Genomic DNA, 12,534 nt, shown 5'->3' with positions numbered 1-12,534 from the left:
CCTCTCTTTTCAATGTGGAACATCTGGAGCAGACATTATCGCAGGTCATACAGTTGGCAGCGCATGGCAAAAAACGGGACGCTTTAGAAAATGAACTGTTGCTGAAGTTCAATAAGACAGTTTTAAAATATCCTGCCGAGCAAGCCCTACAGGATTGGAACATAGCCGAGCAGAAATGGTTTCTATCTAAATTTCTGAAGCAGAACAACGTTTTAAAAGGGCTGAAAAAACTTAGCTTGACCGGCAGTCTTTCCAAACAGGAAACCCCGGCATTTCTGCAACAGATTATACAATACCAGGCGGAGCAGGAGCAAATAGAAAAGGCAACACACCTGCCCCAACTATTAGGTTTCCTGTGGCAGAACGGGACCTGCAACTGGGATGCCCTCTTGAACAGCTGCACCACCCTTATTCAACTTCATCATCAGGGAATTATCCTGAACACTGCTGCCAGAACTAAAGCATGGCGAAGCGCATTGGCCCAGGAATTCACTGAAGGTAGTAGGACTTTTCTCCGGTCGCACAAACCAACCTTATCTGACTTCCTGCTGCTATCACAGGAGATAAACAAAAACGAAAGTGACCTACAGCAGCTCCTGCATATTGATTTTGCGTCGCTTCAAGTAGGAAACGCTAATTGGATAAACAACAGCCTTTTCTACACCCACAAATGGTTGAGCGCTATGGAGGACGTTCGGGATTGGATCAATTGGCTGCAGATAAGAGACAAAGCACTGGAGGTAGGGTTGCAGCCGCTTATCTCCGCATACGAAACTGGTGGCATAAGCAGTGAGGATATTGTAGATTGCTTTCAAAAGGGCCTGTACCGCTACTGCGCCGAATACATCATCGACCAGCAACCACAATTGTCTGCTTTTAACGGGAAGCTGTTTGAGGAGAAAATAAAGAAATTCAGGGAGTTGAGCAAAAGCTTTGAACAACTTACGAAAGAAGAACTTTATGCACGCTTAGCTGCCAAAATACCGTCATTTGCACAGGAGGCTTCCCAAAGCTCTGAAATGGGGATTCTGCAACGTAACATCCGGAACAACGGCAGAGCTACCTCTATCCGTAAACTATTTGACGCTATTCCTAATCTTTTGTCGCGCCTTTGCCCCTGCATGCTTATGAGCCCGATTTCGGTGGCACAATATTTCGATGCGAATACGACCAAGTTCGATTTAGTGGTTTTTGACGAAGCGTCGCAGATGCCGACCTGTGAGGCAGTGGGCGCTATTGCCCGGGGTACCAACGTTATAGTAGTGGGCGACCCGAAACAAATGCCGCCGACGAGCTTCTTCGGGTCTAACGCTGTAGATGAGGATAACATAGAGTTGGAAGATCTGGAAAGCATTCTGGATGACTGTCTGGCCCTTTCTATGCCTTCTCATCACCTGCTTTGGCATTACAGAAGCAAGCACGAAAGCCTGATCGCCTTCAGCAACGCCAAATATTATGACAACCAATTACTCACTTTCCCTTCTACGGACGATATCACGACAAAAGTAAAGCACGTACCTGTGGCAGGTTATTATGACAAAGGGAAAACCCGTCAGAACCAGGCAGAGGCTAAAGCCATTGTGGAGGAAGTTATCCAGCGCCTCTCCCACCCGTTAACGGCCAAAAGAAGTATTGGAATCGTCACGTTTAGCGTGGTACAGCAAAACCTGATTGAGGATTTACTGAATGAGGTTTACAAAGCACGGCCGGAACTTGAGAAAGTAGCGCTGGAGGCAGATGAGCCGCTGTTCATTAAGAACCTGGAGAATGTACAGGGTGACGAGCGGGATATTATTTTATTCTCCGTTGGCTATGGTCCTGATAAGGATGGGAAAGTGAGCCTGAACTTCGGCCCGATTAACCGGGAAGGCGGCTGGCGGCGCCTGAACGTAGCCGTGTCCAGAGCGCGTTATGAAATGAAAGTGTTCTCTACTCTACGGTCCGACCAGATTGACATCACCCGCACCGCTTCTGAAGGCGTGGCAGGTTTAAAAGCTTTTCTGGTGTATGCCGAAAAAGGTAAATCGGCTCTTCCTGGCCGCGCAGTAATCTCGTCGAGCAACGTAATTTCTTTTGAAAATACAGTAGCGGAAGAAATCAGGAAAAACGGATACGAGGTGCATACAAACATCGGGTGTTCCGATTACAAAATAGACATTGGCGTCGTGAACCCAGCCAATCCGGCAGAATACCTCCTGGGCATTCTGGGCGATGGCTACAGCTACTACAGCGCTAAAACTTCCAGAGACCGCGAAATTGTACAGGCTGATGTGCTTCGTCTGCTGGGTTGGAAGATTCACAAAATCTGGTCGCTGGATTGGTGGGAGAATCCGGATAGAACTTTAACAGATATTCTCACAGCCATCAAGCAGGCTGAAGAGGATAAATTGCTTGGCGGCCAACTGCATGAAGGGGAACCTGCAACCCCCAAATATGCAGAAGGTACTGGAGACGTTTTCCCTATGTATTCTCCCATTGGTTCAGCTTCGGAACTGGCAACAGAAACGACCATTCCAGCACCTACACAAACTACCCTGGCCTATGAAGCATGCCAGTTAGCGCCAGTTATGACCAGTTCTTCCGAAGATTTTCTTCAACACCATAACCGAGATAGGGTCGCACGGCAAATTATGCAGGTAGTGGATATAGAGTCACCTGTCAGTCTGAATTTGCTTTGCAAGCGGGTATTAGCTGGATGGGGCATCTCTCGGAATGGGGCCAGGATGAATGCTCATTTTGAAAGTATAATCAAGACGCTACCTGTCCAAAAGTCTCAGTTGGGCAAAAGCATCATTATATGGAAAGAGGAACATGATCCAGAATCTTATACAGCTTTCAGGGTAAGTGAGTCTGAAGATGGCAAAAGGGAAGCTGATGATTTACCGCCTGAGGAGATTGCAAATGGCATCAGGAAAATATTGACGAATCAAATAAGTCTTCCTAAGAGTGAATTGATCCGCGAAGCTTCGCGCTTATTTGGCTACGCCCGCTTAGGTGCAAACGTTGAAGCTGCCATGGTTGCCGGCATTACCTATTCTATTACAAAAGGATATGCTGTTGAAGAGAATGATAAGTTGATTCTGGTAGGATAGCCGAGCTATTTAATAAAGCTGTGGGGATAGCGAACTGATACATTTGTTGATTTTCTTTCCTCTCCCTCCTTTTAACTGCCGGAGGCAAACTGTTCACTACAAACACAGTTACATCACTTCTCCGAAACAGATGGAAAAATTGTTAGGCCGTACACCTCCAGTTGCTAAGCAGGTCTTTTCCGGTCAGCAACTGGAGGGAAGACGAATAGTTTTTATGAGCTCTATCTGAAGAAAACACATCTTAATTTATCGGTACCCACTTTATCTCGCCTACAAAGCCTCCCTAGGAATCAATATTATTTTATATAATAAATTTATTGTTAGTTTGATCGATAACAGATTTTCATTATTTTTAACCAAGCTAATGCAGCCAAACCTGAGAAAGAAAGAGTGGTGCGTGATTCGGTGAGCCTCAAAAACCACAACCTTATAATGTATTGATTTTCAGTTATATAATAGAGGAAATACAATTCCCCTACGGACTACACAGTAAAGCTTAAAAACCCGCTTATTTATAAAAATAAGCGGGTTTTTTGTTTCCAGAGTAACAGAAAAGTAACAAAAAAGATTTTTAGCGCTGTTCCTCTTGCCTTTCGGTCCTCCTCCCCACTCTCTCCACTTTGCATTAATCTCAGACAAATCCTATCAACCTAAGCTTGGAGTTCCATTCGTCTCATTAACATATTTCAAGAACTACATAGTTATTTTGATTTGTATGACAGCAACTAAAGAATCCTAAGGAAATAATTCCAAACTGTAGATTAGGTTTCAGGAATCAGCAAAGTGCTCCTTACTTTTGTCTCAACAAACGGCTATAGTCTGAAACAACACATGCGGAAGAGTCTAATCTTAGCTTACCTGGGATACATTGCTCCAACGTTGCTTTCAGCTATCTACTCTTTTCGACTAGCCGAGGCTACAAGCAAGTCTTTATTTTCAGATAAAAACTCCCGAACTGTTTTTGCCGGTCTATCGAGGATGTATGGAATATCATTTTGAACCATCGACATATACGACATTCTTCCATCCAGCATTTGTGTAACAAATTCGATGTTTGCGCTTGCGTACCAACTATCTGCACCTTCGGCTATCCAAGCTTCAATCAGTTGTTTGAATTCTTCAACGCCTTTTTCTTCGCACTTGATTTCAAGTTCGGTTACCTCACTCATAAGCTGGGCAATTTCTTTTCCATTATAGCTCTCTACACTCAACCAATAATCTTTACCGGCGTGCCGCCCGGGACCATCCACCAAAACTTTTGCCGCAACAGCAGCTATATCACTTGAAGCAATGTAACCTACCCTGCGATCTTTCCAATAGGTGGTGTAGGTAAAATTTTTTGGTAGGTAAGCACTGGTAAGGGCTTCCATAAACATATTCGGATGGAGATGTGTCCAGGCAATCCCGCTCGATTCAATGTATTTTTCAATCATCTGGTGCCATGCAAAGTGAGCATCCGTCGTATCCCACTCAGCAAATACGCCCACATGTACGATATGGCTAACGCCTGCTTTTTTCGCTGCGTCCACTAACGTTTTACTTTGGGTGAGCATGCCAACCGTGTACCCGGTTAGTAGGAATACGCGATCCACACCGGCAAGAGCTAGCGCAAAGGTTTTTGGATCATCAAGGTCAAGATACCTGCAGTCTATTCCTTTACTACAAAGTTGCTCCACCACGTCCTGTTTACGCGAAGTGATCCGGACATTGACAGCTTTACCTTCCAATTCTTTTACGACTTGCTTACCTATCGTTCCGCTGGCACCTAAAACGAGTATTGTCGGATATTGATTATTTTCCATTTGAGTTTGTTTAGATTTTTATGACGCCCTTCATCTATTTTTCTTCATTGATCTCCTTCATTATTTCTGAAAATAACCGGGTAGATTTTATTCGGGCGTTAATTTCATACATCGTGTTTACAGTAATGAGTTCATCCACACCGGTTTGTTCCAGAAATGCTTTTATTCCTTTTTTTACAGTTTGTTTACTGCCTACAAAAGAATACTTCAACATTTGATGGATAGAAGGATGTTGCAACACTGCCTTTAGGTCCTCCGTCAGCGCTGTTGGTTGCTGCAAGGGATCTCTGGCTCCGGTCAACACACCTACAAACATTCTGATAAGACTGGTAAACAACTGCTCTGCCTCCTCGTCCGTATCTGCGACAAGCACATTTATTCCGGCCAGGGTATAGGGTTGTTGCAGGACCTCCGAAGGCTGAAATTCTTGGCGATAAATCTTCAATGCCTGGAGTAAGTAAGTGGAAGCAAAGTGGCTGGCAAAGGCATAAGGTAATCCCTTTCTGGCTGCTAAATGTGCACTGTCTGTACTGGAGCCTAATATATACAGCGGCACATCGGTGCCTTCCGCAATGGCTGCTCTTACGTTTGACTTTTTATTTTCCAACGAAAAGTACCGCTGAATTTTTTCTACTTCTTCCGGAAAGGCCTGTGCTGCCTGGTAAAAATCGGAACGGATGGCAGATGCAGTTTGCTGATCTGTGCCGGGTGCTCTACCCAAACCCAAGTCTATACGGCCCGGATAAAGATGCGCCAATGTTCCAAACTGTTCGGCTATAATCAAGGGCGAGTGATTGGGAAGCATGATACCACCGGAACCTACCCGAATGCTGGTGGTGTTTTCAGCCACATAACCCATGAGCAGAGAAGTGGCGCTACTGCCTATATTATCAGAGTTATGATGCTCGGCAAACCAAATGCGTTTGTACTGAAATTCTTCCGCTGCTTTTGCCAATGCCAATGAATTGTGCAGGGTCTGTTGTATACTCTGCCCTTGCGATACAATAGCCAATTCTAAAATAGAATAGGCGATACTATGTTTATCCATATACACATTATTTACCGGAACATTTTGCTTATTTATTGTCGTCAATTTTACATCAACGTTATCTCAAGTGGTAGGAACACAGAACTTTCACTTTTATATAATTTTAGCTATTGCTTATTCTACTTCGTTCCTATCTGATATAAACGGTTTCCAGCTAAAATTTCTTCGTATGGAGGCTTTGGCCAGGCATCCATATTTATCAGTCTTTCCATGATAAAATCCCTGATGGCAGGAGCTTTTCCTTTTTCAGCGGCAGCCAGTGCACTTTTTAAATCGGCTTCATTTAATTCGGTACAATAGGCTGGCGTGCCGGGCTGCTGTCTCCAGGATTCGGCAAGACTTCCGCCGTCAACCGTATCAAAGCCTGTCTGATCAACCAGTTGAGCAACTACTTTTTTATGCTCCTCGTTATCGCCCGCTATGGAAATGGCTATCCGATCTGCTGCACCAGCTGCTTTGCCTTTATGTTTAAGGGTGTATTCCAAGATATTATTAAACACTTTAATAATCGGACGATTTAATATTTCTGAAATATAAACGCTTTCGGATTTTTGCTCCAGTTCAGCAATCTCACCATCCCTTAAAGGATAATAATTTGAAGTATCCATTATTATTACATCCTTTGGCACCTCATTTAATAAATTTTGGGGTAAGTCCCTCAATGCTTTAAAGGGTATTGAAAATATGATGGCATCCACGTCTTTTACCACATCCTGTATGGTGGCAGCTGTGGCGCCCAAACTGGCTGCTATTTTTTCTAATTCAGGCATTGCCCTAGTGTTGGTTACTTTTATTTGATGCCCGGCATTAGATAATTTTTCTGCTAAAGTGCCCCCTATAGGACCTGTACCAATGATTCCTATTTTCATATTTATCCTTTTAATTTGTTTAACGAATAATATACCTACATAAATAACGCACGGCTTAAGCGGACACCGTATTCCGCATCTGGGTTAGTGGTAGCATCGCCAAGGCGTTCTTGAAACGCTGCAACTGCCAGATCACGACGCTTCGGTAATCGTGCCTTCTCAGCTGCGGCAATGGCAGCCGGCAGTTCTTGCAACGTAAGGTCGGTGCAGTAGCTGGGTGCGCCGGGTTGCTGCCGCCAGGAATCTTCCAATGATCCTGCATCATATGCATCGAAGCCGGTGTTATCAACCAGTGCCATAGTGACTTTGCGATCCGTTTCCCGATCTGCAGCTATAGGGATAGCGATGCGGTCGGGGCTATCAGCCGGTTTACCTTTTCTTGCAAAGGAATCTGACCCAATGGCATTCCAGGCCTTTGCCACCGGACGCCCTAATTGTTCTTGTACCCATAAACTTTCCACCTGCCCCGCTTCAATGCTGTCAATTTTGTTATCGCGCATTGGATAATAGTTGGAGGTGTCGATGACAACTGTTTCATCTGAAACGCCAGCCAAAAGCGGTGCAATTTCAGGAAGCCGGTTTAAGGGGATTGATAAGATGACAGCATCCTTAGCACTAACAGCTTGCTGCACTGTAACTGCTTTTGCTCCTGTAGCAAGCACATCAGCGCCTATACTTTCCGGGCCTCTAGAGTTAGCAACTTCCACTTCATATCCTGCTGCACTTAGTTTTAGGGCTAACGTCTTACCAATATGGCCTACGCCAATGATTCCTATCTTCATAAGTTTATTCTTTTTGTGTTATCTTTCTGAAAGCTGGCTTGGGTATCTCCAAATTACCTCTAAGCGTATCTGACTCATATTCTGTTCGGAATATGCCGCGTTCCTGCAAAATAGGTACTACTAGTTCTACGAAGTCCCTTAAGCCGTGAGGGTGGTCCTGGCGGAGAATCAACATATCCATAGCGCCCTGTTCGTACCACTGCTGCACCTGATCAGCCACTTTTTCGGCTGAGCCAAAAAACAGGGGCCGCGGGAGGCTGTTATTGGGTATCAATCGCAACAGTTCCAAATACTTATCCAATGCTTCCTGATCTGTCTTGCCAACGATTGGATTTTGTGAGATGGACACAATAAAATCTTCCGGACTTCTGCCTTTTTCAACTAACTGGCGTCTTAATTCCTTGGCGATTGCCACTGCTTCCTCAACTGTATTGCCATGGGTAAACACACCGTCGGTATAGCTTGTAGCATGATCCATAAAGGTTTGCGACATACCCGCTGTGTATAATACTGGCCGTCCCTGAACCGAACGGCTAAGGTTTAACGGACCGTCTACCTGGAAATATTTCCCCCGGTAATTCACCCTATGCATTTTTCGGGGATCCAGGAATATGCCACTATCTTTGTCCCGGATAAAGGCATCATCTTCATAGGTGTCCCACAGTCCCAACACAATCTCCATAAATTCTTTATTCATGGGATATTGGTCTGCCTTATCGAGATGACCGCGACTGAAATTCACCATGCCTCCTGGGTTTGAAGTGATGGCGTTTAAAGACGCCCGGCCTTTGCTGATTTTATCCAGTGACAGGATTTGCCGGGCAGCACTGTAAGGATCGGCATAAGAGGTTGAAATGGTAACCGAAAGCCCTATGTTTTTGGTATGCGTACTGATGGCAGACATGACGGAAACGCCTTCAAACATGCTCAGGTAATGCGGGATATTTCCCGGGCCTACATGGCTCACGTCAACTAAAAAGAGTGTGTCAAACTTGGCCGCTTCGGCAAGTTTAGCCTGTTGGATATAATAATCGATATTCTCACTGGCATCAGACGGCATATCGGGATGCTGCCATCCCACATAATTCCATCCAAGGCCATCAATATTGGCTGCCAGCTTTAACTTTTTTCTAATTCCCATATCAACTATTAGTGAAGCTTAATTTTACCCATACTGAAACTTCTCCAAGGGCGCGTAATGAGAGTGCCGCTAGTTAAATTATTTAATACGTTCTGAATAAGCTGTTGCAAAGTTAAGCCTAATTACTTTCCTTTGTATAGTACTTTCCTAAAGGAAAGTGAAATACCTAAAACATAGAGCTATGGCAAAAAAAAAAGGATACCTGTCCTGTCTCGACTCGGTTAAGCCGGTGCGGGACGCAATCGACGTGATAAATGGCAAATGGAAATTGCCCATCATTATCTCTGTTACGACAGGCAACGAGCGGTTCACCGATATACAGGAGAGTATTCCCGGCATCACCCCAAAAGTGCTGGCCAAGGAACTTAAGGACCTGGAGCAGCACAAACTGATCAAGCGGGTAGTAATAGACGATTATCCGGTGAAGATCCTGTATAGACCAGAACCCTATGCAACCACCTTAACACCAATTATCGAAGCCTTGAAAGATTGGGGCTTGACCCACCGGAAGAAAATTTTTGAAAAAGAATAATCCAGGTAAAAGTATTTGAGAGCTTTCTGTTTTACTTGTGTCAGATAATGATGCTACCTAAAGGCAACCATTTGTTTTATGCATTTAGCTCCCGGAAGCTAAATACCGTACCTAATAGCTTTAGATGATTTCATTAAAGGTAATTATAGTATGAATAGAACAGCCTTAGTGGTGGGGGTAAGCGGGATCACGGGTAGCAATCTGGCAGAGGAACTGGTAGAGCAGGGCTGGACTACCTATGGCCTGGCTCGAAACCCAAATGTTAGAATAGATGGTTTGTTGCCAGTTGCAGCTGATCTTCTTAGCCCTGAGAGTTTGTCAGCTGCCCTTGCTGATGTTGCTCCCACGCACGTGTTTTTCACCAGCTGGATGCGCATGCAGACAGAGGTAGAAAACATCAGAGTGAATGCCGCGATGGTTCGTAACCTGCTAGATGCTTTGGCTTCGAAGAAATCGGTACAGCACGTGGCTCTGGTAACAGGATTAAAGCATTACTTGGGGCCTTTCGAAGCCTATGCAAAAGATGGATTTTTACCTGAAACGCCCTTGCGCGAAGAGCAGCCCCGGCTAGATATAGAGAATTTTTATTATGCCCAGGAAGATGAAGTGTATGCCGCTTCCGCACGTGATGGTTTTACCTGGAGCATCCATCGTCCACATACAGTTATTGGAAAAGCAGTGGGCAACCAGATGAACTTGGGTACTACCTTAGCCGTCTATGCCACCATTTGCAAGGAAACGAACCGTCAGTTCCGTTGGCCCGGATCTGAAGCCCAATGGAACGGGCTTTCGGATGTTACCGACGCCCGGGTGCTGGCCAAACACCTGGTATGGGCAGCCACTACGGAAACAGCCCATAACGAAGCATTTAATGTAGTGAACGGAGAATACTTCCGCTGGAAGTGGTTGTGGAAGCGCCTGGCCAGTTGGTTTGAAGTGGAGCCTATTGGCTTTGATGGCACCATTCAGCCCCTAGAGACAGAGATGGCTCAAGATGCCACCTTATGGCGTGATATTGCCGGGCGGTACAACCTAGTCGAACCGGATCTAAGCCGACTCGCATCCCCTTGGCATACAGACCTGGACTTGGGCCGTCCGATTGAGGTTATGACCGACATGTCCAAAAGCCGGAAGTTGGGCTTCACCGTTTATCGGGGAACGGAAGAGTCATTTATCGACTTGTTCAACCAACTACGCAAAGATCGGTTGATTCCCTAAATTTCCTTTTTATATAAGCGCAGGCATCAGCAACTAAAAGAAGTGTGAGGCAAAGAAGATGTTCTGATAGTACAACAGTAAATAGCTTACTACGGCTCTTATGTTCAGCAGGCTTTAAGTTTAAGTCAGACTATATTTCTACACATTAAATAATCATTCAAAACAGCTAAATCGCTGTGGATAAAGTTCGATAATTCCATCCTTTGGTCTACAACAGTAAAAAAGCCGCTTCACATAATGTGGAGCGGCTTTTTTAGTTCGATATAAATAGTAAAATCCCCTTCGGTTGTGATTATAATCGGCTATGTTCCTCTCCTTTATTCCAGCCACTGCCAGCACTGTTATATCAAAGCAGCAGTTAAAGCAAGATTCTAAGGAATCAATCGATCTGATCTCAACTGTTCGAACAGGTTGTAAAACGACTCCTCCGTACGCTGGTAAACCGTGAAGCCTGCTTTTCGGCTTTTCGACATATCGGTCATGACCTCGATCGGGCGCCCCAGGTCCAGGTCGGTGTGCCAGGGAGATGCCAGCCTGTCTAGGTCCGGCTCTACGAGGCTGTGCTTTTTGGCAATTTCCTGCCAAAACGGGCCATCCTGTGCCATCTCTGCTTCCAGGGGACGGATGGTACCATCGAAACCAACTGCCTCAATGTTAAACCAGTCTGCCAGTTGCTTCCACATCCATTTCCAACGAAAGTAATCGCCATTGACCACATTAAAAGCTTCGTTTTGGGCTGCTTCCGTGGTTGCTGCCCATGCCAGGTGTTTGGACAGCACCTGGACGTCGGTCACATCGGATAAGCCGTTCCATTGCGCTTCAGAGCCTGGCCAACGGAATGGGCGCCCGGTATCCTTGCAAATAGAAGCATACACGGCTAAGGTCGTCCCGAGGTTCATCAGGTTTCCTACGGCTTTGCCTATAACCGTGTGTGGTCGATGAATACTCCAGGTGAAACCGTCATGAGCTGCGGCGGCATACACTTCATCTTCCTGGGCATAATAAAAATTCTCGATATCCAGCCGGGGCTGCTCCTCTCGCAAAGGTGTTTCGGGCAGAAATCCGTCTTTGGCATAGGCTTCGAAAGGCCCCAGGTAATGCTTTAGCCCAGTAACGAGGGCAACATGCCGCACCGATTTTTTGGGAGACAAAGCATTCAGCAGGTTCCGGACCATGGCAGCGTTGACGCGGATGTTTTCGGCCTCTGTTTCCATTCGCATCCAACTCGTGATAAACACGTGTGTGGGAGCTACATCGGCAAGTGCATCCGTCAGGCTTTCCGGACGAAGCAGATCGGCTGTAACGGGGTGCAGGTTTTGTATATTTCTATTCGGATTACGTGCCAGGCCGTAGGTGTTCCAGCCTTGTGAAATTAATTCGGAGGCAAGGTTGCTACCGGTAATTCCGCTTGCGCCGACAATTAAAGCTGTTCTATTCATAATTAGGTTTTGATTTTAGATTCATTCATAGTTAAGGTTAGAACCTTTCTAGCGGTTGGCCATTCTAAATCTATATAGATCCTGTTTCAGGTAGAAGCGCAAATACAGTTGAAAGTTGCCAAATCCTTCAAAATGGACAAAAAGCAATCTTCCCAACAGAAACGCTACATCGGCCTTCTTAGGAACAGCGAAAGCCGCTCCTTATTAAAGTAAATTATAAGAATACGCATTAAGGCTGTAAATGATGTTATGCGCCTATTGTTCCCTAAACTATTCAAGACGGCTTCTTCACATCAGGCAGCAAAGACCAGTTTAGTATATCGTGCATACTATGCTATAAATGAAATACTACCAGTTTTTGTAAATTTTTATTTACTAATTGATCTTACGCAGATTTACCAGTAATTTTTCTATGCAAGGCCGTAACTATCTCTCCCAATCTGTTCATGATGGATATTCCGTTTGAAAGTGAACACCTTGTTCCTGTGAAACTGGACATGTTATTGAGGGTAAGCTGAAGGCTTGATTCCGGTGAAACTGAACACCCCCTGCTCCCGGAGTGCGTAAAAATATACATTGTATTTTTACAGGTATTGGTCGAGTAAAAGCTT

The 12,534-nt window shown here is 45.2% G+C and carries 9 protein-coding genes; 3 read left to right on the top strand and 6 right to left on the bottom strand.

The annotated features are described in order from the left end of the window. On the top strand, positions 1–3,092 hold a 3,092-nt coding region (locus tag FVR03_RS22355), incomplete at its 5' end, for a DUF3320 domain-containing protein (protein WP_147924007.1). Positions 3,093–3,985: 893 nt separating this feature from the next. Here FVR03_RS22355 and FVR03_RS22350 read toward each other — a convergent pair. From FVR03_RS22350 to FVR03_RS22330, 5 genes are all read right to left on the bottom strand, one after another. Then, on the bottom strand, positions 3,986–4,894 hold the full coding sequence (locus FVR03_RS22350; protein WP_147924006.1) for an NmrA family NAD(P)-binding protein: 909 nt from the start codon (positions 4,892–4,894) through the stop codon (positions 3,986–3,988). A 34-nt stretch (positions 4,895–4,928) separates the two neighbouring features. Further along, positions 4,929–5,942 (bottom strand): LLM class flavin-dependent oxidoreductase, encoded by a 1,014-nt coding sequence (locus tag FVR03_RS22345; RefSeq protein WP_147924005.1) that lies wholly within the window; start codon positions 5,940–5,942, stop codon positions 4,929–4,931. 119 nt (positions 5,943–6,061) lie between these two features. Further along, positions 6,062–6,811: an NADPH-dependent F420 reductase gene (locus tag FVR03_RS22340; protein WP_147924004.1), complete on the bottom strand. Its 750-nt coding sequence runs from the start codon at positions 6,809–6,811 to the stop codon at positions 6,062–6,064. Positions 6,812–6,846: 35 nt separating this feature from the next. Beyond that, entirely contained in the window at positions 6,847–7,593 is a 747-nt protein-coding gene (locus FVR03_RS22335; protein ID WP_147924003.1) for an NADPH-dependent F420 reductase, read from the bottom strand. A 4-nt stretch (positions 7,594–7,597) separates the two neighbouring features. Next, a complete protein-coding gene (locus FVR03_RS22330) occupies positions 7,598–8,734 on the bottom strand; it encodes an NtaA/DmoA family FMN-dependent monooxygenase (protein WP_147924002.1) in 1,137 nt (378 codons plus the stop codon). Positions 8,735–8,915: 181 nt separating this feature from the next. On the opposite strand from FVR03_RS22330, the gene FVR03_RS22325 reads away from it, so the two are divergent. Beyond that, positions 8,916–9,266: a winged helix-turn-helix transcriptional regulator gene (locus tag FVR03_RS22325; RefSeq protein WP_147924001.1), complete on the top strand. Its 351-nt coding sequence runs from the start codon at positions 8,916–8,918 to the stop codon at positions 9,264–9,266. 171 nt (positions 9,267–9,437) lie between these two features. After that, positions 9,438–10,484, top strand: a complete 1,047-nt coding sequence (locus FVR03_RS22320; RefSeq protein ID WP_255474363.1) for an SDR family oxidoreductase — start codon at positions 9,438–9,440, stop codon at positions 10,482–10,484. A gap of 371 nt (positions 10,485–10,855) precedes the next feature. Here FVR03_RS22320 and FVR03_RS22315 read toward each other — a convergent pair whose 3' ends face one another. Next, positions 10,856–11,923 (bottom strand): SDR family oxidoreductase, encoded by a 1,068-nt coding sequence (locus FVR03_RS22315; RefSeq protein ID WP_147923999.1) that lies wholly within the window; start codon positions 11,921–11,923, stop codon positions 10,856–10,858. Between the last annotated feature and the right edge of the window lie 611 nt (positions 11,924–12,534).

The sequence above is a fragment of the Pontibacter qinzhouensis genome (assembly GCF_008017455.1).
In the GTDB taxonomy this organism is placed as follows: Bacteria; Bacteroidota; Bacteroidia; order Cytophagales; family Hymenobacteraceae; genus Pontibacter; species Pontibacter qinzhouensis.
The sequence above is the reverse complement of the archived record's forward strand: the minus strand, read 5'-3'. Positions and strand labels throughout refer to the sequence as shown.

What these genes read in the sequence shown, in the direction of transcription:
- FVR03_RS22340 (WP_147924004.1), bottom strand. Translation starts at nt 6,811, where the DNA reads ATGAAAATAGGAATCATTGGTACAGGTCCTATAGGGGGCACTTTAGCA.
- FVR03_RS22315 (WP_147923999.1), bottom strand. Translation starts at nt 11,923, where the DNA reads ATGAATAGAACAGCTTTAATTGTCGGCGCAAGCGGAATTACCGGTAGC.
- FVR03_RS22345 (WP_147924005.1), bottom strand. Translation starts at nt 5,942, where the DNA reads ATGGATAAACATAGTATCGCCTATTCTATTTTAGAATTGGCTATTGTA.
- FVR03_RS22335 (WP_147924003.1), bottom strand. Translation starts at nt 7,593, where the DNA reads ATGAAGATAGGAATCATTGGCGTAGGCCATATTGGTAAGACGTTAGCC.
- FVR03_RS22325 (WP_147924001.1), top strand. Translation starts at nt 8,916, where the DNA reads ATGGCAAAAAAAAAAGGATACCTGTCCTGTCTCGACTCGGTTAAGCCG.
- FVR03_RS22350 (WP_147924006.1), bottom strand. Translation starts at nt 4,894, where the DNA reads ATGGAAAATAATCAATATCCGACAATACTCGTTTTAGGTGCCAGCGGA.
- FVR03_RS22330 (WP_147924002.1), bottom strand. Translation starts at nt 8,734, where the DNA reads ATGGGAATTAGAAAAAAGTTAAAGCTGGCAGCCAATATTGATGGCCTT.